The organism is Ureibacillus chungkukjangi (assembly GCF_003217295.1).
In the GTDB taxonomy this organism is placed as follows: Bacteria; Bacillota; Bacilli; order Bacillales_A; family Planococcaceae; genus Ureibacillus; species Ureibacillus chungkukjangi.
The window spans coordinates 41,150-63,166 of record NZ_QJTJ01000016.1 but is presented as its reverse complement, the minus strand read 5'-3'; the positions used below and the strand labels follow the sequence as shown (position 1 = coordinate 63,166).

Annotated in this window: 20 protein-coding genes; 13 read left to right on the top strand and 7 right to left on the bottom strand. The window is 35.1% G+C overall.

What is annotated here, in order from left to right; genetic code table 11:
* Positions 1 to 97 precede the first annotated feature (97 nt).
* Together BJ095_RS12180 and BJ095_RS12175 are read left to right on the top strand one after the other, a co-directional pair.
* Positions 98 to 1,720 carry a YceG family protein gene (locus tag BJ095_RS12180; RefSeq protein WP_181418059.1) on the top strand — a complete coding sequence of 541 codons (1,623 nt, stop codon included), beginning with the start codon at positions 98 to 100 and terminating at the stop codon, positions 1,718 to 1,720.
* 34 nt (positions 1,721 to 1,754) lie between these two features.
* On the top strand, positions 1,755 to 2,843 hold the full coding sequence (locus tag BJ095_RS12175; protein ID WP_107937048.1) for a toxic anion resistance protein: 1,089 nt from the start codon (positions 1,755 to 1,757) through the stop codon (positions 2,841 to 2,843).
* 496 nt (positions 2,844 to 3,339) lie between these two features.
* On the opposite strand, the gene BJ095_RS12165 is transcribed toward BJ095_RS12175, so the two are convergent.
* On the bottom strand, positions 3,340 to 4,362 hold the full coding sequence (locus BJ095_RS12165) for a DUF2332 domain-containing protein (protein ID WP_107937044.1): 1,023 nt from the start codon (positions 4,360 to 4,362) through the stop codon (positions 3,340 to 3,342).
* A 110-nt stretch (positions 4,363 to 4,472) separates the two neighbouring features.
* Here BJ095_RS12165 and BJ095_RS12160 point away from each other — a divergent pair, with 110 nt between their 5' ends.
* The 3 genes from BJ095_RS12160 (at position 4,473) to BJ095_RS12150 (ending at position 7,128) form a co-directional block, all read left to right on the top strand.
* Positions 4,473 to 5,354, top strand: a complete 882-nt coding sequence (locus BJ095_RS12160) for a LysR family transcriptional regulator (protein WP_181418058.1) — start codon at positions 4,473 to 4,475, stop codon at positions 5,352 to 5,354.
* A gap of 30 nt (positions 5,355 to 5,384) precedes the next feature.
* The gene (locus BJ095_RS12155) at positions 5,385 to 6,446 is read left to right on the top strand and encodes a serine hydrolase domain-containing protein (RefSeq protein WP_107937040.1); all 1,062 of its coding nucleotides are present in this window, start codon (positions 5,385 to 5,387) and stop codon (positions 6,444 to 6,446) included.
* Between the two features lie 115 nt (positions 6,447 to 6,561).
* Positions 6,562 to 7,128: a nitroreductase family protein gene (locus BJ095_RS12150; protein ID WP_107937038.1), complete on the top strand. Its 567-nt coding sequence runs from the start codon at positions 6,562 to 6,564 to the stop codon at positions 7,126 to 7,128.
* A 95-nt stretch (positions 7,129 to 7,223) separates the two neighbouring features.
* On the opposite strand, the gene BJ095_RS19415 is transcribed toward BJ095_RS12150, so the two are convergent.
* The gene (locus tag BJ095_RS19415) at positions 7,224 to 7,349 is read right to left on the bottom strand and encodes a CrcB family protein (RefSeq protein WP_193768078.1); all 126 of its coding nucleotides are present in this window, start codon (positions 7,347 to 7,349) and stop codon (positions 7,224 to 7,226) included.
* Positions 7,350 to 7,595: 246 nt separating this feature from the next.
* Here BJ095_RS19415 and aspA point away from each other — a divergent pair, with 246 nt between their 5' ends.
* From aspA to BJ095_RS12135, 3 genes are all read left to right on the top strand, one after another.
* On the top strand, positions 7,596 to 9,011 hold the full coding sequence (aspA, locus tag BJ095_RS12145; protein WP_107937036.1) for an aspartate ammonia-lyase: 1,416 nt from the start codon (positions 7,596 to 7,598) through the stop codon (positions 9,009 to 9,011).
* 179 nt (positions 9,012 to 9,190) lie between these two features.
* Positions 9,191 to 10,003: an LAGLIDADG family homing endonuclease gene (locus BJ095_RS12140; RefSeq protein ID WP_107937034.1), complete on the top strand. Its 813-nt coding sequence runs from the start codon at positions 9,191 to 9,193 to the stop codon at positions 10,001 to 10,003.
* A complete protein-coding gene (locus BJ095_RS12135) occupies positions 9,987 to 10,361 on the top strand; it encodes an rRNA methyltransferase (RefSeq protein ID WP_107937032.1) in 375 nt (124 codons plus the stop codon). The genes BJ095_RS12140 and BJ095_RS12135 overlap by 17 nt, the downstream gene beginning before the upstream one ends.
* Positions 10,362 to 10,606: 245 nt before the next feature.
* On the opposite strand, the gene BJ095_RS12130 is transcribed toward BJ095_RS12135, so the two are convergent.
* Positions 10,607 to 11,179: a YdhK family protein gene (locus BJ095_RS12130; RefSeq protein ID WP_235867655.1), complete on the bottom strand. Its 573-nt coding sequence runs from the start codon at positions 11,177 to 11,179 to the stop codon at positions 10,607 to 10,609.
* 464 nt (positions 11,180 to 11,643) lie between these two features.
* Between BJ095_RS12130 and BJ095_RS12125 the strand changes: the two genes are divergently transcribed.
* Positions 11,644 to 11,967 (top strand): DUF485 domain-containing protein, encoded by a 324-nt coding sequence (locus tag BJ095_RS12125; protein WP_107936365.1) that lies wholly within the window; start codon positions 11,644 to 11,646, stop codon positions 11,965 to 11,967.
* Complete coding sequence (locus tag BJ095_RS12120; protein WP_107936367.1) at positions 11,967 to 13,511, top strand: solute symporter family protein; 1,545 nt, start codon at positions 11,967 to 11,969, stop codon at positions 13,509 to 13,511. The genes BJ095_RS12125 and BJ095_RS12120 overlap by 1 nt, the downstream gene beginning before the upstream one ends.
* 285 nt (positions 13,512 to 13,796) lie before the next feature.
* On the opposite strand, the gene BJ095_RS12115 is transcribed toward BJ095_RS12120, so the two are convergent.
* The 3 genes from BJ095_RS12115 to parE all read right to left on the bottom strand — a co-directional run bounded on the left by BJ095_RS12115 (position 13,797) and on the right by parE (position 19,266).
* Positions 13,797 to 14,711, bottom strand: a complete 915-nt coding sequence (locus BJ095_RS12115) for a DMT family transporter (RefSeq protein ID WP_107936369.1) — start codon at positions 14,709 to 14,711, stop codon at positions 13,797 to 13,799.
* A 152-nt stretch (positions 14,712 to 14,863) separates the two neighbouring features.
* The gene (gene parC / locus BJ095_RS12110) at positions 14,864 to 17,293 is read right to left on the bottom strand and encodes a DNA topoisomerase IV subunit A (RefSeq protein ID WP_107936371.1); all 2,430 of its coding nucleotides are present in this window, start codon (positions 17,291 to 17,293) and stop codon (positions 14,864 to 14,866) included.
* Complete coding sequence (gene parE, locus BJ095_RS12105) at positions 17,290 to 19,266, bottom strand: DNA topoisomerase IV subunit B (RefSeq protein WP_107936373.1); 1,977 nt, start codon at positions 19,264 to 19,266, stop codon at positions 17,290 to 17,292. The genes parC and parE overlap by 4 nt, the downstream gene beginning before the upstream one ends.
* A 600-nt stretch (positions 19,267 to 19,866) precedes the next feature.
* On the opposite strand from parE, the gene plsY reads away from it, so the two are divergent.
* The 3 genes from plsY (at position 19,867) to BJ095_RS12090 (ending at position 21,360) form a co-directional block, all read left to right on the top strand.
* Entirely contained in the window at positions 19,867 to 20,472 is a 606-nt protein-coding gene (plsY, locus tag BJ095_RS12100) for a glycerol-3-phosphate 1-O-acyltransferase PlsY (RefSeq protein ID WP_107936375.1), read from the top strand.
* A gap of 26 nt (positions 20,473 to 20,498) precedes the next feature.
* Positions 20,499 to 20,789, top strand: a complete 291-nt coding sequence (locus tag BJ095_RS12095; protein ID WP_107936377.1) for a HesB/YadR/YfhF family protein — start codon at positions 20,499 to 20,501, stop codon at positions 20,787 to 20,789.
* Positions 20,790 to 20,910: 121 nt separating this feature from the next.
* The gene (locus tag BJ095_RS12090; protein ID WP_107936379.1) at positions 20,911 to 21,360 is read left to right on the top strand and encodes an NUDIX hydrolase; all 450 of its coding nucleotides are present in this window, start codon (positions 20,911 to 20,913) and stop codon (positions 21,358 to 21,360) included.
* Positions 21,361 to 21,412: 52 nt separating this feature from the next.
* Here BJ095_RS12090 and BJ095_RS12085 read toward each other — a convergent pair whose 3' ends face one another.
* Positions 21,413 to 21,970 carry a flavodoxin family protein gene (locus tag BJ095_RS12085; protein WP_107936382.1) on the bottom strand — a complete coding sequence of 186 codons (558 nt, stop codon included), beginning with the start codon at positions 21,968 to 21,970 and terminating at the stop codon, positions 21,413 to 21,415.
* Positions 21,971 to 22,017: the final 47 nt, after the last annotated feature.

The following is a 22,017-nucleotide window of genomic DNA, read 5'->3' as shown; positions in this document are numbered from 1 at the left end:
GCATATAAAAGATTAATGAGAAAATATGGATAAACACTCTCTTCCAATAGATAAAAGATGTATAATTGAAGTTAACTATACAAAAGATGGTGAGTTTATGAGTTCAAACTTTGTTGTTTCTTTGAAGGAGACGAGAAACCCCTTAGAGGATATATTAGTCCCGGTTGAACAAAGGATTGGATATGTCGGGGGAGAGACACCCGTTATACCAATTTATTTTTATCGTTTACTGGGGGTAGAGGGCGAAGAAGAAAACGATTTTAATATATATATAAATGAGTTGTTTCGATTAGACGAACAGTTATCGGCATATGGGCGTTATGTTCGATTTGATGGTTCAATTCTCACACCACAAAACAATGAAATGAGCTATTTTAAAAATTTTATTGGGAAATCCTTAACACAAGATCCTACAGCTCTTAGGAAGCAAGGCTTATCTCTATTTTTTAATTCACGTATTTTCTATGGGCATAGTCATTATGCTGTTATTCATAAAGCCTTTTTACAGGTTCTTGATTTATTTCTAAAAAATGAATCCTTCCTCAATACATCAAAAGTAGAGACTTTCGTTGTTAAAATATTGATTTGGCTGCAGCGAATTATTGAAAAATTATATCCAACCAGTCAGCCAGACAAGGATATACCCAAAATCATTTTCTATGGAGATATAAAAGCTCATGAGGTTTATTTCTTAATCTTTGCTTCGTTGTTAGGCATTGATATTTTATACATTCATACAGAACCAGCAAAAGAGCAGAGGTTTTCCCAAATTGATTCAAACGATATGTTCTCCAAAAGAATGGTTTACTCCAACAGCTTCCCAATTAAACCGTTCCCTCAAGAGGCAAAACGAGTACGAAAGAAAACTGTTACCTATGAAGCAAAAGAGGAAATTGAAAGCTTCTTATATGGAGAAGAGGTAGGGATTTTTAAAACAAGGCAATTTGAAACAGGTTTAACAAAGCCTATCACTTTAAGAACTACTCATGACGAAATGAAAATCTTATGGCATGAGGATGCAAAAATAAGACCTGAATTTCAAGTGAAGAATGAAATTGTCTATGTTCCGAATTTGTTTGTCAAGGTAAGTGGAACATATCCTCAATTAGAGGACTACTGGAAAGAACTATTTGAAATGAAGGAAACTGTTAATACTGTTTTTAGAGAAAAAGTAGATTTTACACCAATTACTTATAGCAGGCAGGAAATGTATTCTACTTCCTTTGTTTTCGATGCAAATGGATTGATTGAAAAGGAAAAGCTGTTTAAGCACCCGTTATATAAGCTGGCATATTTAAATCAAACTGTACAAGACTTTGTTGTAAGTAAGATGAACGAGTTAATTAAATCAGATATGTTTTTGAAAGAGATGGATGATGATTTAAGAATCAAAATACTAATGACAGTTATAACATTGGAAAAAGACTTTTTGAGGCTAGTTGAGTCATTCGACTTTACTGGTAAGGTTCCTAAAATTGTTATTTATGATAATAAGCCAGATAATTTTTCTGAAACAGACATTATCTTATTATGTTATTTCAATTTGATAGGGGCAGATATTCTTATTTATACACCCACAAACTACAATAATATTGAAGCTTGGATTAACCGAAACTATTTTGATATCCATCAGTTACCAGCTGTTCAATTTGACTTGGAAATTCCAAATGATATTCCTAAAACTAAAACAGGCTTTTTAAAAAGATTCTTTAAACGATAATTCATTTCTAACTCAAAGGGAGGTAGGAAGGAAGATGGAAGCAGAAAATTATAAGGTTCAATTACCAAATGAATTAGAGCAAAGAACAAGTGAGATTCTAAAAAAGGTTAAAATCTCTCCTGAAACACAAGCTATTCGTCGTCAATTAAATATCGAAAATCTGAATTCCCTCGTCACATTTGGTAGTAAAACGACTGTAGAGATATCAAGATTTTCGGATATGATTTTAAATTCTATTCGGCGAGCTAAAATTGAAGAAGCTAAGGATCTAACTTTACGACTTAGCAGAATCATGGATCAATTTGATTTAAATGATTTTGATAAGGAAAGAAAGCCTAGTTTCTTTCAAAAGCTGTTCAAGAAAGCGAAAAACTCGATGGAAACGATTTTTAAGAAATATGAAACAATGCAAATGGATGTCGAACAAGTTGGCATAACTCTAAAGAAATATGAGGCTGAAATTCTAAAGGAAAACGATCAGTTAGAAACAATGTTCCATCATAATCTTGCCTATTACGAGGAGCTTCAAAAATATATTGCAGCTGGAGAAATTGCTATTCAGGAATTATCAACAAAGCTTATACCTGAGTGGGAAGAAAAGGCGAAGGTATCTGGCAATCAGTTAGACCAGTTAAAATTACAATCCTTAGTCCAGGCTAAAGAAATGTTGGACCACCGGGTATACGACTTACAGCTAGCTGAAAATGTTGCACTGCAAAGTCTTCCCATGATTAAACTTACACAAACGGGGAATGACGAATTAGTTCAAAAGATCAATACTTCATTTATAATTACTCTGCCATTATTCAAGCAGGCTCTAGCTCAAACGGTAGCACTGAAACGTCAGCAGGTGATTGAAAAAGCTCAGCAGACTTTAGATGCTCAAACAAATGAATTATTGTTAAAAAACGCTAATAATGCCGCCTTGCAAGAAAAAGCGATGGCACGATTAACAAATGGTAGCTTGATTCAATTAGAATCGCTTGAAAAGACCTGGGGAACGATTATCCAGGGGATTGAAGATGTGAAAGATATTTATAGTAAAGCAAATGAAGAACGAACAGAGGGTACAAATAAATTAGCAGATTTAAAGAAACGTTTTGAACAGAAAGTCGCAAAGTAAAGGTGTCATCTAATTGACACTTTTTTTAGACCTTTCAAAAAATAGAAAGCTAAATAATCTGTATTTTTATTGTTGTAAATATACAAAAATTTGAAACTTTTAAATGTATAGCTCGTAAATACTAGTACTAGAAAAATTTGGAGCTGACTTATTATGCTTTATTTAGCAATCGTTTTTTCATTACCTATATATACTTTTGCAATTTTCGGATTATATTATCCGCAAGATATGATTCTTTTTATGGATAGATGGCGTTATAGCGAAGAGCCCGAGTTTTCAGATTTACAAATGACTCTGTTTAAGTGGGGCAATATTGCTGCCATAGTGATAGTAACTATATTTCTTATTTTTAGTGGAATAATTACTTTCATGCCTGACTAAGAACAAGAAGTAAGACCGAAAGAATATTAGAATTCTCCTTTAAGTAGCTAGTTTTATAGTAGGAAAGCGTATCTCTATATTTAGTGATACGCTTTTTATTTACGAAAAAATCAATTTAATTCCAATAAAACCATCTTCCATGCCCATCCGGTTTGAGAAATGTCTTTTTTGAAACGACTTTGCCATTTTCAAGGTGCTCCTGATGAAGATTTAAATCGTACATATTGTTATAGACATGGTAAATAGAGCGTGTGTAACTCATTTTATTTAATAACGCTTTAAAGTCATTTTTTAACTGTGCAGGAAATTGGTTTGCAACATGAGTATGGAACAAAACAATTTGATTTTCAGGTGAATTGGATTGAATAATATTCGGTAATAGTTCTAATAGGTCTCCTTCATACATTTCTTTTTCAACTGCATTTGCAATTTTACTGGCTGCCACAAACTGCTTCCTTCTTTCTTGGTGCTCTGGCCAAATTAATGCAAGCATCCATTCGAATTCTTCTCTATTACTTAAATCCACAATATTTAAATCAATTCCAATGCGCTTTTCTATTTTCAAGTCTACATTTATAGTATTTGGTAAATTTCCTCCTTTGTTTTCAGATTGAATTGTTATCGAATTATCGAAATTATCTACTCTAAATGATTGATTATCTTCTTTATATTCATAATTGTAAGCATCTAAACAAAGCAATAGCCCAGCACTTGTGCCGATTTCTATGAGTGTTAGAGGCTTGTTCGTATTCTTTTGTATATCTAAAAAAGTCGGGTATAGATAGGCAGCTCTTCTCACCTCATTTGTTTGGACTAGCTTTGTATGAAACAAGTCAAGAAGCTGTTCTTTATGTGTAAGTACGAATTCTTTAAAAGGTTCAAAGCACTCATCAAATGGTAAGGGATTTTCAGTTAAAGACGGGTAATAATTTCGCAAAGGAGCATCAGATTTCGTTAGAAGATATTGAATAGATGCAAAAAAGAGATTTGGTTTTGGCTGAGAAGCTGGAATTTTATCAATAATATCAAGTAATTCCAAATCCTCGATAACTCGTATACTCAAATAAGCATATAGCTCACTACTACCTTTCGCTTCTTTGTCGGCGAATTGTTGAAAGTTTTTTTTATAATCATCCATTTCATCATCCCCTTGTTGATTGATTAAGTTAAGTGTATACTTTTGGTAAAATTATGAAAATTAATACTTTTTAATTATTACGATTAAGATTTTTAATTGGTGGGATGAAAATGGAAACAAAATGTTTGAAATCCTTTGTAGTTGCTGGTAAAACTGAAAACTTTCGAGAAGCCGCTGAACTTCTTTATATTTCTCAGCCTTCAATAACAGTACATATTCATCAATTAGAAGATTACCTACAAATTCAATTATTTAAAAGGGAGAGTGGAAAGGTCGCTTTAACAGAAGAGGGGAAATTCTTTTTAACTGAGGCAGAGGAAATCCTAAATAAAATTGAGCAAGGGAAGCAGAACCTGAAATTGTTTTCAGAAAAGAAAAACGTCAAGCTTACTATTGTGATTTCACCGATGCTGGTTGATTCAACTATACCTCAGATAATCTATCAATTTATAATAGAAAACCCATCCTATGAGGTAACCTTAATGGTTGTGGAATCTGAGAGAATAGGAAGTTTATTGCAATCTGGACAAGCGCATATCGGAATTGGGTTGACACCAAGTGATAGTGAGTTTATACAGGATGAATTAATTCATACTAGCCCGCTAGAGTTCGTGGTGCCGCTAGATCAATATGATGATGAAACAGGTGTCAACTTTGATATCCACGAGCTTTTTAGAACTTATCCTTTCTTTACAAATCATATATCCAGCATCTTTCCCAGCATCAATCTATTAGTCAAAAATCATTTTCATTATGTAAAACCGATTTCCATTCCTCAATCTTATATTGTGAAAAGGTTCATAAAGGATGGCCTGGGAATATCCTTTTTACCCAAGCTTATTATTCGTAGAGAGATGATGGAGGGTCGGTTTAATGTCATACCGTTTACAGAATTCGAGCTACCATCAGTAAAAATATACATGCAATATAAGCTGAACGATAAAAAAACGTTATTAATTAGAGAAAAGCTGCTATCTTCTTATCTAGTTTAAAATGCAGTTAAATCAATAAAGGAGCATTCTATGAATCTAAATTTTAAAAGTAATAATGATTTTACTCCAATAGTTGAGCATGTAAAAAATACCGCTAATCAAGTCGTTTGTTCAGGAGCTGCTACATTTGTTATTCATAAGGATACAGTTGTCATTGAAGAGTATTGGGGTAAACAATCCAATAAGAATGATGCACGGACTGTTCAAGCAAACACCCAATTTCACGTAGCATCTGTTCGAAAAAGCTATATTGGTTTTGCAGTAGCTTACGCAATTTTTACCGGCAAAATTCAGAGTATAGATGATCACGTCCTTCAATATTTACCAGAGCTTGATACTGAAATCTGGGAGAATACCACAATAAGACATTTATTAACCCATACACATGGTCTAAATGAATTAGACGGGCAAATTTTCCGCGAATATCCAGTCGGTGAAAATTGGACATATAGGCAAGTCAATATAAATACCCTAACCGAACTGGTCAACCGGACTACCCAAAAAACAGTTTCTCATATCCTGCATGAACAAGTTTTTGAGCCATTAGGTTTGAAAGAAACTGGTTGGTATAGCAATTCACACGAAAAACTTGTAGATGTTATTCTTACGGACGGTCAGCACAGGAAATGGAACATCGACAAAAGTACTGATGGTGACAGGATGAATATGTTTGTTTCTGCAAGGGAATTGGCTTTCTGGGGGTACTTACATTTAAAAGAAGGAAATATTAACGGGAAACAGATAGTACCAAAAGAATTGCTAAATTTAGCTATTTCATTACAAAGTCCTTCAACAATAGATAAAGATCTCCCTCAAAACGGTTTTTTATGGTTTGTTAAGGCTTTACCTGCAACAAAAACAGAGATTGGTGCGAGTGTCCCAAAAGGAGCCTTTCAAATCCTTGGATATACAGGCGTGACACTGTTGGTCATACCAGATGAAGACATAGTTGCAGTTCGTATGTTTAATAGCTATGGTTCACCAGAAGGCTATGACTATTTAGAGGATGTTAGGTCATTTGGAGATACAGTGATGGATTGTTTGAAAAAGCTAGAAATAGAAAATGTACAAAATCGAACGCTTTCACTATAAGTCGTTCCTTTGGATTATTCCCTGCAACTGGTTTAAACTTTTGAATGGCAATAGAGTGTAAAAATACATACGATGCTGCCCATTAAATTTAAACTATTTCTAAGGAGTAATTACAATGAATGAACTACAAATTAAACAATTCCGCCAATCAGAGCATGATGTGGATCCTATCTATTTAAATCGTTGGTCTCCTAGATCTTTTTCTGAGAAAGAGGTGCCTGAGGACGTTCTAATGCGCGTGTTTGAAGCAGCACGCTGGGCTCCTTCTGCAATCAATCTACAGCCCTGGAGATTTATCATTGCACGAAGTGAAGAGGATCGAGCAAAATTCAATTCCTTCATCTTAGATGGGAACCGTCGCTGGTGCGAAAAAGCTCCAGTATTAGCTGTACTTATTTCAGATAAGGAAGATCCAGTGCATGCTTTTGACAGTGGCACGGCATGGGGCTTTTTAGCACTACAGGCTGCAAAAGAAGGTTTAGTAACTCATGCGATGGGTGGATATGAAAAGGACAAGGCCCGTGAAGTTCTAAATATTCCTGACAACTTCGATCTTCAAATTGTAATTGCCATTGGCTACCAAGGTGAGAAAGAGGCATTACCAGAAGATTTACAAGGTCGTGAACAGCCATCTACACGTCGCCCATTAAATGAAACAATTTTTGAGGGCACTTTTAAATAACACCATAAACATTATTAAAGGGTTTTTTACACGATCGTATAGCGTCGTGTAAAAACCCTTTAAAATTTAACCAGATAACTATTTACATTATTTAATTATAAAAAAGAGAGCCAATCCTTAACATATGCTAACAAACCTAAAAATGCGCCAATACCAGCTCCGAAAAAGGCTGGTACTACTAAATTTGATGTTATTTTAGCCTTCACCTTACTGTTTCCCACCGAAACTCCTCACTTTCTAAACGATATTACTATAATTATATATAATCAATTCATTACTGTAAATCAATTAGTTTCCATATATTGGATTTCGAAGATTTATTCACATAATATTCGAACATTAAAAAATTTAATTTTCTATCTCAAAATTAGATTAAATTGTGCTAATCTAGAGATAGGTTTTGGAATATTCTTATATAAAATAATTTGCTTTTAATTTAGAAGACATCAGAAATGGAGATTTGTATTATGGTAATGAGCGAATTTCGTATTGAAAAAGATTTTTTAGGTGAAAAGGAAATACCAAAAAACGCATATTATGGCGTACAAACAATGAGGGCTATTGAGAATTTCCCAATTACTGGATACCGAATCCATCCAGTGCTTATAAAATCTTTAGGTATTGTAAAAAAAGCTGCCGCACTAGCCAATATGAAGGTGGGTATGTTAGACAATAAAATTGGACAATTCATTATACAAGCATGTGATGAAGTGATTGATGGAAAATGGAATGACCAATTTATTGTTGACCCGATTCAGGGTGGTGCTGGGACATCTATCAATATGAATTCAAACGAAGTAATTGCAAATCGTGCACTTGAACTTATGGGAGTGGAAAAGGGGAATTATAAAGTCATTAGTCCCAATAGCCATATCAATATGTCTCAGTCAACAAATGACGCATTTCCAACAGCAACTCATATTGCAGTCTTAAGCTTAATGCATCAATTACTCGATTCAACTAAAACTATGCAAGATGCGTTTGGGTCAAAGGCGAAAGAATTTGCCGGTGTTATAAAAATGGGCCGTACACATTTACAAGATGCTGTACCGATATTACTTGGTCAAGAGTTCGAGGCTTATGCTAGAGTGATTTCTCGTGATATATCACGTATGTCACTATCTATTCAGCATTTATATGAAGTGAATATGGGGGCAACCGCTGTTGGTACAGGCTTAAATGCAGACCCGAAGTATATTGAAGCAGTTATACAAAATCTTAGGGATTTAAGTGGGTTGCCATTAAGTGGAGCAGAACATTTAGTGGATGCAACTCAAAATACGGATTGTTATACTGAAGTATCTGCCATGTTAAAGGTTTGCATGATTAATATGTCTAAAATTGCCAATGATTTTCGTTTAATGGCCTCTGGACCACGCGATGGATTATTTGAAATTGTGTTACCAGCTCGTCAGCCTGGATCATCAATCATGCCTGGTAAAGTAAATCCCGTGATGGCAGAAGTAGTAAACCAAGTTGCTTTTCAAGTTATGGGGAATGATTTAACGATTTCACAAGCCTCTGAAGCTGGCCAATTTGAATTAAACGTAATGGAGCCTGTCCTATTCTATAATTTAATTCAATCTATCTCGATTATGAATAATGTATTTAAAGTGTTTACAGAGAAATGTGTATTAGGTATTAAAGCAAATGTAGAGCATTTAAAACAATATGTCGAACAAAGTGTAGGGATTATTACTGCTGTAAATCCTCATATTGGATATGAGCTTGCTGCTCAAATTGCAAAAGAGGCAATTGAAACAGGGAACTCTGTTCGTGAGTTATGTATTAAATCAGGTGCCCTAACTGCCGAACAGTTAGATAAAATATTAGATCCATATGAAATGACGCATCCAGGTATTGCAGGTGGAAGAAGCTTATAAGATTGTAAGAGAAATATCTAAAGTTCAGCCAATATTGGTTGAACTTTTTATTTGAATCATCTGGAAATTATTTCATTTAAATTGAGTGTAAATTATTGAAAACAAGAACATATGTTTGTATAATTGTATTAACACCTTTAGTTTATAGCATAAAGCCTAATTATATTGGAGGGTTTAAGATGCCGAGAAATAAAGGAATAACTGATGATATGATTATAGAGATGTACAAAAGTGGCATGCCTTATAAAGAGATGGTTCCAATTATTGGGCTATCTAATCGAGCCATCTATAATGTAATTGCTAAGCATAATGTCACCGTTAATCGTGAGCCATCCAGTGGCCAACCAAGAAAACATAAGGTCAATGAAGACTTTTTTAAAATCTGGTCCCATGAAATGGCTTGGGTATTTGGATTATTTGTTACGGATGGAACAGTTAGTGGAAATGCACATAGCATAAACTTCGCTCAAAAAGATGAAAGAATCCTTAAACTAGTGGCCAAATATATGGAAGTAGCCTACGTAGTACGACCAATCAGCACCACTAGAACCGTACCCATCTTAGTTATAAACTCAAAAGAAATTAAAAATGATCTGGCTAATTTAGGAGTTACTTCCAATAAATCTTTAACTTTACCTTTTCCAGACGTGCCGGAAGAATTTATGGGCTCATTTGTACGAGGGGTAGTGGACGGGGATGGGTGGGTACAAGACCGTGGTTATGTAATGAATATTACTACAGCTAGTTATAATTTCGCTGAAGGATTATATAACATATTTAAAAAATGGAATTTGAAAACTGAAATAACAAACCAATTGACAAATTCAGGGCGAAAAGTATATAGAGTTTGGGTAAAAGGTAAAGAAAGTATTTCAGAGCTATCTAGGCTTATTTATAATAATTGTGAAGAAAATTATGTATATACAAAACGTGAGAGGCTTACACAATGGATTAAAGAAACGGAGGTGAAGTATTTTGTGGAAATCTGTTAATGGTAGATTAATTCAAACGGTTGACGATACTAGGGCTGAATATAAAACACGTATAAGTAAATCATTGCTAACAGAGCTAAAAAAACTAGCAGACGAACATAATACACATGTAGGATATTTATTAGAAACTGGATTTGTGCAGATTTTAAAAGAAAATTATATAAACTTCGATAAAAAAAACAGACCCAAGGATCGAGTTGAATTCAGAACAACATGTAATAAAGAAGTACTAGAAAATCTTAGAGTATTTGCTAAGGATAATAAATTGAATTTAAATGATGTTATTGAAGCAAGTTGCAACTTAATTGATATTGAGCAAGTTAAAGATGGTAAATGGAGATATCGTATTGAAAGTTAGCAAAGGAGTATTTAGATACTCCTTTTTATACTTCTATAAATAGGGATGTGGTCGTAATATCTATTATAGGAAGCTAAGTATCATTTAAAAAGTATACTCTTAATAGTGAGACAGAAACCAAAATAGCTCTGAAACCAATTTTTAATCTTCAACTAGTACCATTAATCTTATAGTGTTTATAAATTAACACCTGTTGCTTTAGGCAAAAAAATACAGCCTAGACTTCCCAAGCTGTATTTTCAAGCTTATTCTTTTGTTTTTGATAATTCACTTTCTGTGACCCATTTATGATTTGTTACTTTTTCTCCTGTTGTTGAAATGTAATCTACCATATATACAGTAGTTTCTATTGCCGAATCAATTGTTCCTGTTGCTCCTTGCATTCCGTGCATATGGTCTGCATTAATGGTTGCTTGATCACCTGGCTTTAAAGGATCTTCACCAGCTCCCTTTAGTTCCTCATGAATCACCCATTTATGATTTGTAACAGGTTCTCCACCATTTGATGGTGTATAAGATACTGCATAAACTGTTGTATCATAAGCACCTACAATTGTAGCTTCAGCATTATTCATGCCTTCCATATGGTTTGCTTGTATTATAGCTGTGCTACCGACTGAGTATGTTGGATAACTAGCTTCTTTTAAACCATCTGGTAACTTGCCATCAGTTGAATGATTCATTGTTGAATGGTCAATTTGTGTAGTTTCTTCTTTATCATCTTGTGACATATCATGAGCAGCATCTTCATTGTCTCCACAAGCAGATAAATTCAATACAATGGCTAATACTATAATTACAAAACTGAATTTAGACACCGTAAAACCCCTCCATAAGCTATATTATTTTACATCGAATTCATCCTATTAATCGTAACAATTTTCAATCAAAAAATGCTGTGAAATTTTATTGAAATTTTCCAAATAAACCATCTACTAAGTTAGCAAAAAGCCTATTACAGAATACTATTATAAACTATTTTCACTATTTACAGGCTGGAATAATTGCGAAATTTTGCTTTGTCAATAACCAAAAGTTTTCATATTTTCTCTTTCGTGTATATATGAAATCTGTGTTTTTTTAATGGTAATACCTATTTTTAATCGTTTTTGTATAGAAATTCTCTAAAAAACTAATAAATTTTCAAAAATATATTTATTATTTAAATAAAAAGTATTGCAATTTTGTGAACGACAAAATAAAATGAGAAATGTAAAAACTATTAAACTAGAATTTTACGAACACAAAGTAGAAAATAATAACCTAAAAAAGGGGGATAATTATGGCGGGGAAAATTAGAGAAAATATTAATTATGACAAGATTGCACAAATGGAATCATTCAAAAAGTTAACGAAAAGAAAAAACAACTTCTTATGGACTCTTACTGTTATTTTTTTAGTTGCTTACTTGTTATTACCTATCTTAACTTCATTTACTGAAATTCTACATCATAAAGCTGTAGGAGAAATTACGTGGGTATGGTTCTACTCTGCTGGGCTATTTATCATGACATGGGGACTAGCTCATCTATACGTATCAAAGGCGAATTCATTCGATAAGGAAGCAAAAGCGATTATCGAAGAGTATGAGAGAGGTGTTAATTAATGAGTATTACTGCTATTGCAATGTTCGTCGGGATTGTTGGCTTAACATTAGCTATCACATGGTGGGCATCAAGAAAAAATAATACTGCTAGCGATTTCTATACTGCTGGTGGAGGTTTAAAAGGTTGGCAAAATGGACTAGCTATCTCAGGTGACTATTTATCTGCTGCTTCATTCCTTGGTATTGCTGGATCTATCGCTTTAGCTGGATTTGATGGATTCTTCTTCTCACTTGGTTATTTAGTAGCTTACTTAGTGGTTTTATATATCGTAGCTGAACCATTACGTAACCTTGGTAAATTTACTTTAGCGGACATGATTTCTGCTCGTTTTGATGCAAAAAAGGTTCGTGGAACAGCTGCTTTAAGTTCAATTGTAATTGTTTTATTCTATATGATCGCTCAGCTTGTTGGTGCAGGTGCACTTATTCAATTATTATTAGGAATTGATTATTGGGTAGCAGTACTTCTTGTAGGTTTCATGATGACAGTCTATGTATTATTTGGCGGTATGACTGCAACTTCTTGGGTACAAATTATCAAAGCATGTCTTTTAATGTTAGGTACAGTCATTATTTCATTCTTAGTATTAGCTAAATTCGATTTTAATATCTTAACTATGTTCTCACATATGTCTACTGCAACAGAAGCTGGTGAAGCATACTTAAACCCTGGTCTAAAATATACAAATGGAATTGACACGATTTCAATGTTAATTGCTTTAGTATTAGGAACTGCAGGTTTACCACATATTTTAATGCGTTTCTTCACAGTAAAGGATGCTCAAACAGCTCGTTCTTCAGTAATTTGGGCAACTTGGATTGTTGGTTTATTCTATGTGTTAACAATCTTCTTAGGATTTGGTGCTGCTGCATTCGTAGGTAAAGATGCAATTGTTGCTGCAAACGCTGCTGGTAACATGGCTGCCCCACTTCTTGCACAAGCTTTAGGTGGAGATATTCTATTCTCCTTCGTATGTGCTGTTGCCTTTGCAACAATCTTAGCAGTAGTAGCAGGTCTTGTACTTTCTGGAGCATCTGCCCTTTCACATGATATCTATGGTCAAATCATTAAAAAAGGTAAAGTAACTGAAAGAGAACAAGTAATTGCTGCTCGTACAGGTTCAATTATTATTTCTGTAATTTCTATCGTATTAGCATTAGGAGCACAAACTCTAAACGTTGCGTTCTTAGTATCTTTAGCATTCTGTATCGCAGCGTCTGCTAACCTACCAGTAATAATTTACACAATCTACTGGAAGCGTTTCAATACAACGGGTGCAGTTACAGGAATGTTAACTGGTTTAATTTCAGCATTAATTTTAGTAGCGCTTTCACCAAACGTTTGGAATCCAGTAGAAGGTGCAGCAATCTTCGTTGGAGAAGCTTTATTCCCATTAGGAAATCCAGCTATCATCTCTGTTCCACTAGGATTCTTAGGTGGATGGATTGGTACCCTACTTTCTAAAGAAGCTGATGAAGCGAAATATCGCGAAGTTGAAGTTAAAGCTCAAACTGGTATTTCTGTTCAAGACGTATCACACTAATACACAAAATGGCCTCGAGCACTAGTTGCTCGAGGTTTTTATATTTATTACTTCCCTTTTTACTCATAATGGAATAATATAGAAATCAAATAATATCAAGAGGTGAAGGTAAATGTCGAATTCAAGAGCTAAGAAAAACAGGTTGCGTGTACTACGTGAGCAAGGTAAAGATGTAACTATACAACGGGGAGATGTAAAGTTTAGTACGCATGAACGAATGACAAAGACAAAGCAGGAATCCTTAAATAAATTTTATAAGAAGCATAAAAGGCATTTCCAGGACAATCACAATGATTCTTCTGGAGATGCCTTTTGTTTTTTAGTTAATACGACTATGGTTAGTAAAATCAGTACAGTACCAAGCCAATCGATCCATCCAAAAGCAACATTTAGAAATAGAACGGATGTTACAGCAGCCGACAATGGCTCGGCACAAGCCAATAGACTGGTTTCAGATGCAGATAAGTATTTTAAACTCTCAAGATAACTATAAAAAGCAAGGACTGTACCGCAAACAACTACAAATAAAAAGGCTAAGCTTGTAGAGAAATACCATTCCCCTTCAAAGCTCCAGGGAGGTGTTACAAAGCTGAACACAACCCCACCGATAATCATGCCCCAGCCAACTACGATAGTAGACCCCCAGCGTTTTAGAAGCTCGATTGGTTGAATAGTATAAAATGCAAGTCCAAAAGCAGCTAAAATCCCCCATAGAAAGCCTAGCTTTGAGATTGATAAGTTTTGGATATTACCATGAGTTACGAGTAAAAATGTACCAAATAGCGCTAAGAAAACCGCAATCATTTCTTTTGAAGTTGGTCGTCTCTTAGCTTTTAATATAAAATATCCAGTTACAATAGCTGGACCTAAGTATTGTAAAACAGTAGCAGTTGCTGCGTTTCCATGCTTAATCGCAGCTAAGTATGTATATTGTACCCCAATCATCCCTATAATTCCGAAAATTACAATTCCCAAAATATCAGCTTTGTGACGCCATACATCAAATACCCGATTCCCATGTTGTTTATAGGCTATTAATGTAAGTAAGAAGCCTGCAGACAACAGTCTAGCGGTAGTTAGCCATTCTGCACTGATATGTAATTCTTGAAAGAGATATTGAGAAACTGTCCCAGAGATACCCCAGAAAAACGCTGCAGTTAATACTAGAATAATCCCTTTTGTTCTACCCTGTAAGTTCATATTAGACCTCCTAGAAAATAAAGGAAACAAGTCTATCTTATTCGTTATATCTATTGAAAGCAACATAAATTTAAGATTATAAATTCTATATAAACCAAAAAAGATATGTAAAAGCGGATAGTCGCCTTTACATATCGATAATAGATTAAATCTTAATTGCTTGAAGGAATAACTTTAACACGCATTAGCTCACCATCATTGGATACATCAATTTTTAAAGATCCATTTGAATAGCGGTCTGCTTTTGATAATGACTTCACTTCAATCGTTTCTTGTACGTTTTCTTCTGTTTCTAATAACACAGTATCGTTTGCTGAAACCACTTTTACAGCAAAAATTCGATGTGGATTCGTTTTTAACTCTTTTAATGTGACTACGCCTCGTTTTGCACGCGTACTTTTCTCAACCTCTGTTACATTCATGCGTTTGACAGATCCGCGATGTGTAACAATCGCTACTTCTTGCTTTTCTTCAGAATTGAGCAGGTTTACGGCTATTAATAAATCGCCATCCTTTAAATTGATACCTTTAACGCCACCAGTTTTTACACCAGTTACAGGTATTTCGTCAATATCAAATCGTAGACTATAGCTTAAGTAAGATGTTAACAACACTTCTTTTTCAGCTGAAATAAGACTTACAAAAATCATTTCATCTTCGCCTTTAAGGTTCATAGTCTTAATTGGTTTAGAATATCGAGTAACTGCATAATCTGCTAATGCTGAGCGTTTAATTTGTCCTTCTTTTGTTGCTGTGAGGATATAAACATTTTCTTGATCGAATTTATCAATACCAATGACATCTATGATCTCCTCATCTTGCTCGATAGGAACAATACTTGAAATATGCTGGCCAAGATCCTTCCAGCGAATATCAGGTAGCTCATGAACAGGCTGATAAATATAATTTCCTTTGTTTGTAAAGAGCATTAGATGATGCTGAGTATTAAGTGTCTCTTCAAATAATAGATAATCAGAATCCTTCATTGCAAAATCCTGACCATTAGAAGCTGAATGAGAACGTGTGCTTGTGCGTTTCACATATCCGTCCTTTGTTACTGTTACTACAACTTCTTCACTTGGAACTAATACATCTAGAGTTAACTTAATTTCTTCAATTTCCGCTTGAATGACTGAACGACGCTCTTCAGCAAACTTAGCACGGATTTCTGCTAGTTCTGATTTGATGACATTAATCAATTCTTTTTCATTCCCCAAAATATCCATTAGCTTTGAGATTAACTTCTCAAGTTCTTCTTGTTCGGCACGCAGCTCAGTAATATCTGTATTAGTTAAGCGATACAGCTGTAAGCTAACAATTGCTTCAGATTGAGCTTCTGTAAAACCAAATTGTAGTTCTAAGTTATTTTTCGCATCACGTTTATCTTTTGAAGCACGAATAGTTATAATTACTTCATCCAAAATTGAAATAGCTTTGATTAAACCTTCAACGATATGTAAACGATCATTAGCCTTTTTAAGGTCAAATTTAGAACGTTTTGTCACTACATCCTTTTGGTGTTTGATATATGAATCCAGCATTAAAGGTAATGTCATCATTGTTGGACGACGATTATGAATGGCAATCATATTAAAATTGTAGTTGACTTGTAGTTCAGTTGATTTATATAGGTAGTTTAGTATACCAACTGCTTGTACATCCTTTTTAAGTTCAATAACGATACGAAGACCTGTGCGATCCGATTCGTCTCGAATTTCAGAGATACCCTCTAATCGCTTATCTACTCTTTGCTCGTCTATTTTCTTTACTAGGTTAGCTTTATTCACTTCAAAAGGAAGTTCGGTAATGATGATTTGTTCTTTACCACCCTTTACTGCTTCAATCGTAGTTTTAGAACGTACGATTATTTTTCCTCTACCTGTTTCATAAGCCTTTTTAATCCCCTCGACACCCTGAATAATTCCACCAGTAGGAAAATCAGGCCCCTTGATAACTGTCATTAATTCATCAACGGAACATTGGGGGTTATCTAAACGCAAAAGTACTGCATCAAGCGATTCAGTTAAATTATGAGGCGGTATATCTGTAGCATAACCTGCAGAAATCCCTGTAGAACCGTTTACAAGCAAGTTTGGAAATCTTGAAGGTAAAACGGTTGGCTCTAAATCTTGGTCATCAAAGTTTGGAACAAAATCTACAGTTCCCTTATTAATATCGCGAAGCATTTCAGCAGCAATTGAAGAAAGCCTTGCTTCTGTATAACGCATCGCTGCTGGTGGATCACCATCTACCGAACCGTTGTTCCCATGCATCTCTATAAGCATATGGCGCATTTTCCAATCCTGACTTAAACGAACCATTGCATCATACACGGATGTATCTCCATGTGGATGGAAATTACCGATTACATTTCCGACTGTTTTTGCAGATTTACGGAAAGGTTTTTCGTTCGTATTCCCCTCATTGAACATGGCATATAGAATTCGTCGTTGTACAGGCTTTAAACCGTCACGTGCATCAGGTAAAGCGCGATCCTGAATGATGTATTTACTATAACGACCGAACCGATCGCCCATCACTTCTTCTAACGGTAATTCTTGAAATCGTTCGGGTGTCGTCATACTTCTAAATCCTCCTCATGTTGGATGAAATCGCTATCTAAAATATTTAAGTCATCCTCCATACCAAAATCTACATTGGATTCAATCCATTTACGTCTAGGTTCAACCTTATCGCCCATTAATGTTGTAACGCGACGTTCAGCACGTGCGCCATCTTCTATTGTTACACGAATTAAAGTTCGTGTTTCAGGGTTCATTGTTGTATCCCATAACTGATCGGCATTCATTTCACCAAGTCCTTTATAACGTTGGAGCATATAGCCTTTACCAACCTTTTGGATAGAAGCTTGCAATTCTTTTTCTGTCCAAGCGTACTCGATTACTTCTTTTTTGCCGGTACCACGAGAAACTTTGTAAAGAGGTGGTAGTGCAATGTATACCTTACCAGCATCAATTAATGGTCTCATATATTTATAGAAGAAAGTTAAAAGTAATACCTGGATATGAGCGCCATCAGTATCGGCATCGGTCATAATGATGACTTTATTGTAAGCGGAATCATCAATATTAAAATCTGCTCCTACTCCAGCACCAATTGTATGAATGATTGTAGAAATTTCTTCATTTTTCATGATGTCTGATAGCTTTGCTTTTTCCGTATTAATTACTTTTCCGCGCAAAGGCAAGATTGCCTGGAATGTACGGTCACGGCCTTGCTTAGCCGAACCACCGGCAGAATCACCCTCTACTAGATATAACTCATTACGAGCAGCGTTTTTCGATTGTGCAGGTGTCAGCTTACCAGAAAGAAGTGTACTGGACTTTTTCTTTTTGCCACTACGTGCATCCTCTCGAGCTTTACGGGCTGCTTCTCGAGCTTGCTGTGCACGTATAGCCTTACGAACAAGCGAAGCAGACAATTCAGCGTTCTCTTCTAGTACATAAAGCATTTGCTCAAGTACAACACTCTCTACTGCAGAACGAGCTTCAGTTGTACCAAGCTTACTTTTCGTTTGCCCTTCAAATTGTAAAAGATGCTCTGGAATACGAACAGATACAATAGCCGAAAGTCCTTCTCGAATATCAGTACCTTCTAGGTTTTTATCCTTTTCCTTTAAAAGCCCAACTTTTCGTGCGTACTCATTAAATACCTTTGTCATGGCTGATTTTGCACCAGTTTCATGTGTTCCGCCATCTCGTGTACGAACGTTATTAACAAATGAAAGGATTGTTTCTGAATAACCATCGTTAAATTGAAATGCGAATTCTACCTCAATACCTTCTTGAGAGCCTTCGACATATTTAACAGGATGAAGAACATCTTTTTCCTCATTCAAGTATGTAACAAACGCTTCAATTCCGTTTTCATAATGGAAAACATCAGCTTGTCCCTCGCCGCGCTCATCAATAAGCTCGATTTTTAACCCTTTAAGTAAAAAGGCTGATTCACGTAGTCGTTCAGCTAATATATCGTAATTGAATTTTGTCACAGAGAATATTTCTTTGTCCGGCAAGAAGCTGACATTCGTTCCCGTTTCTTTTGTTGTTCCAATTACTTCAAGTGTTGTAACCGGCTTTCCGCCTTGCTCAAATCGCTGACGGAAAATTTGACCATCACGATAAATAGTTACTTCTAAAAATTTAGAAAGTGCATTAACTACAGACGAACCTACTCCGTGTAGACCACCACTTGTTTTATAGCCACCCTGACCAAATTTACCTCCAGCATGAAGGATTGTAAAAATAACTTCAGGTGTCGGCTTCCCCATTTTATGCATTCCGGTTGGCATGCCTCGACCATAGTCACGAACACTCACAGATCCATCCTCATGAATCCTTACAATGATATGTGATCCAAATCCACCAAGAGCTTCATCCACTGCATTATCAACTATTTCATAAACTAAGTGATGAAGACCTCGACTGTCTGTGGAGCCAATATACATTCCTGGTCGTTTTCGAACCGCTTCTAATCCTTCTAATACTTGAATGGCATCGTCATCATATGCGATCCCTGGCTGATTTATTGCCAAATCAAATCCCCCTCCAAAAATACAAACATCCGTTCTGTTTCTATATCCATCGTAATGAGTATAGTAATTTCTGTCAATATTCCTTTTACCAGAAATAAGCTTTTTTATTGTATCAAACTCAAGTCACTCTGCACAAATAGAACTTTATAAAATCAAGTGTGGCTTGGCGTATTTGAAACTTTATTGAACTATATTATAGGCAAATCAATTTCGGCTTGTATATATACCCGTGCTCTTTGAAATATTTATCAAACTACTCGTATCTCTTCTAGTAATGGATAACCTACTTAAAAAGGTAAAAGTGTTTACATATTTTTATTATAACTGTAAATCTAAAAACATATTGTACATTTATTCACGATAATTTTTACTTTTTCCTTCAAGTTCATTCATTTTCTTTAAAAAAACTTTGTTATGATTGAGCTACAGACTCGCAATAGTATAAAAAACTACTCGTCCCGTCACACTTGTTGGGGGTCTATTTAGTTTGATCGATAAAAGAACTAAATACAAATACATCTTCCTCAAATGGTTAAAAAGGTGGTATATTGTTATTACAAGTATTAGTACCAACTATTAATTTTTTGAAAGGAACATTCTATGGTTAATGTAATTATACTTATATTGGCTGCCTATTTAATTGGCTCCATTCCTTCTGGCCTTTGGGTTGGTAAAATCTTTTACAAAAAAGATATTAGAGAGCATGGTAGTGGAAATTTAGGTGGGACAAATTCATTTCGTGTTTTAGGTAAAAAAGCGGGACTTGTCGTAACGATCCTGGACATTTTAAAAGGGACAGCTGCTACATTACTGCCACTTGTTCCGTTTTTTGCAGATACAACAATACATCCGCTATTATTAGGAGCAATAGCAGTTGTTGGACATATGTTTCCTATCTTTGCTGGATTCCGTGGTGGAAAGGCTGTCGCAACCTCTGGCGGAGTACTGTTAGGCTATGCATGGCCATTATTCCTCTTATTAATTGTAGCATTCTTTTTAGCATTAAAGGTTACCAAAATTGTAAGCTTATCTTCGATGATTATTTCAGTTATAGCAGTTATTTATAGCATTATTTATATGATTGTGACTGGAGATATCGCTTTATTGATTTTAATCTTAATATTAACTGTCTTTATATTCTATCGTCACCGTGCAAATCTTAAGCGTATAAAAGAAGGAACAGAACCAAAAGTAAAATGGATTTAAAGATCGGTCTGAAGGGATGTTTATGTATGAACATAAAAGTTACCAAAGAAGCATTACAGTGGTTTAAAGAAGAGATGGAAGTATCTCCTGGCGATATGATTCGTTTTTACGCACGTTATGGTGGTTCTTCCCCGTTTCATGAAGGGTTTTCCCTTGGCATGAATCGTGAGGAGTGGCATGATGTTGGCATAAAGCAAACGATTGATGGAGTTCATTTCTACATTGAAAAAGACGACCTTTGGTTTTTTAATGAGCATGATCTACTAATTGATGTAAATATAGAAGCAGACGAACTTAAATATGAATATTTAGCGTAATAATTAGAGCGAGAAGTGATTCTAGAAGATGACTTCTCGCTTTTTTGTATTTAAATAGAGGTTTTTAAATATAGGCATTGAACTAGTAAGGAAAGAATACGCATTAAGAGAGGTAAAATAAGTGGAATATTATAAAGCAATTCGTAAATATGTAGGTAATAAACCATTACTATTACCTGGTTCAGTAGTAATTATTGTAAATGACAAAAAGGATATTCTCCTGCAACAGCGACCTAATGGGAGCTGGGGCTTGCCAGGTGGCTTGATGGATCTAGGAGAAAGCTATGAGGAAGTCGCATACCGAGAGGTTTTTGAGGAAACTGGCTTAACTGTACGTGATTTAAAATTATTAGGCGTATTTTCTGGCAAAGATTACTTCAGTAAAATTGAAAATGGTGATGAATTTTATTCTGTTACAGCTGTTTTTCTATCAAAAAACGTTAGTGGCAAGCTAAGGATAAATCATGAGTCACAAGCGCTGACGTACTATTCCCCACTTCAACTACCAGATAATATGAAGTCAGAATACATTGGGTTTATAACACCCTATATAGATGAAATCCTCGCTTAAATTAAACTAAAAACGAGTTGAGATTCAATGTCTTCAACTCGTTTTTAGCCATCTAATTCAATTTCAACTTATTCTTTAAGGACGCATTCATTTCCCTAGCTGCTGCAATAGCCTTTGAATCATTGGGTATCTCCCCTGGCTTACTCGCTTTGCCAATAATATAGCTTTCAAAAGCCATATTAAAGAAATCGCAAATGTATTGAAACTGTTGTATCATCGGAAGTGCTTTAATCGTCGGCTTATCTCCTCCTACCGCAATCACATAGGCACTTTTCTTCGCTAATTCTTCTCTAAAGGCAGGTCGATCTTTATCACGTAAAGTTTGAGACCACCGATCAATAAACAGCTTCATTGTTCCGCTCATGCTATACCAATAGATAGGAGTAGCAAAAATAAGTATGTCATGCTTCAAAACTTTATCAATAATAATGTTATATTGATCTGTCACCTCCTGAAACCCTGCCTTTGTGTGCCGCTCATCCTTAATGGGCAGTATGTTATATTCTCTTAGATATATTTTTTCGACAGGCAAATCATTTATCGCTAGCTCAGTTAGCCATTCCGTATTCCCATTTTCGCGAGTACTTCCGTAAATAACAGCAATAGACATGCAATGATTCGCTCCTTTCCTACCATTATATTCATTTAAAACGAATG

What these genes read in the sequence shown, in the direction of transcription:
- BJ095_RS12180 (WP_181418059.1), top strand. Translation starts at nt 98, where the DNA reads ATGAGTTCAAACTTTGTTGTTTCTTTGAAGGAGACGAGAAACCCCTTA.
- BJ095_RS12175 (WP_107937048.1), top strand. Translation starts at nt 1,755, where the DNA reads ATGGAAGCAGAAAATTATAAGGTTCAATTACCAAATGAATTAGAGCAA.
- BJ095_RS12165 (WP_107937044.1), bottom strand. Translation starts at nt 4,362, where the DNA reads ATGGATGATTATAAAAAAAACTTTCAACAATTCGCCGACAAAGAAGCG.
- BJ095_RS12160 (WP_181418058.1), top strand. Translation starts at nt 4,473, where the DNA reads ATGGAAACAAAATGTTTGAAATCCTTTGTAGTTGCTGGTAAAACTGAA.
- BJ095_RS12155 (WP_107937040.1), top strand. Translation starts at nt 5,385, where the DNA reads ATGAATCTAAATTTTAAAAGTAATAATGATTTTACTCCAATAGTTGAG.
- BJ095_RS12150 (WP_107937038.1), top strand. Translation starts at nt 6,562, where the DNA reads ATGAATGAACTACAAATTAAACAATTCCGCCAATCAGAGCATGATGTG.
- aspA (WP_107937036.1), top strand. Translation starts at nt 7,596, where the DNA reads ATGGTAATGAGCGAATTTCGTATTGAAAAAGATTTTTTAGGTGAAAAG.
- BJ095_RS12140 (WP_107937034.1), top strand. Translation starts at nt 9,191, where the DNA reads ATGCCGAGAAATAAAGGAATAACTGATGATATGATTATAGAGATGTAC.
- BJ095_RS12125 (WP_107936365.1), top strand. Translation starts at nt 11,644, where the DNA reads ATGGCGGGGAAAATTAGAGAAAATATTAATTATGACAAGATTGCACAA.
- BJ095_RS12120 (WP_107936367.1), top strand. Translation starts at nt 11,967, where the DNA reads ATGAGTATTACTGCTATTGCAATGTTCGTCGGGATTGTTGGCTTAACA.
- BJ095_RS12115 (WP_107936369.1), bottom strand. Translation starts at nt 14,711, where the DNA reads ATGAACTTACAGGGTAGAACAAAAGGGATTATTCTAGTATTAACTGCA.
- parC (WP_107936371.1), bottom strand. Translation starts at nt 17,293, where the DNA reads ATGACGACACCCGAACGATTTCAAGAATTACCGTTAGAAGAAGTGATG.
- plsY (WP_107936375.1), top strand. Translation starts at nt 19,867, where the DNA reads ATGGTTAATGTAATTATACTTATATTGGCTGCCTATTTAATTGGCTCC.
- BJ095_RS12095 (WP_107936377.1), top strand. Translation starts at nt 20,499, where the DNA reads ATGAACATAAAAGTTACCAAAGAAGCATTACAGTGGTTTAAAGAAGAG.
- BJ095_RS12085 (WP_107936382.1), bottom strand. Translation starts at nt 21,970, where the DNA reads ATGTCTATTGCTGTTATTTACGGAAGTACTCGCGAAAATGGGAATACG.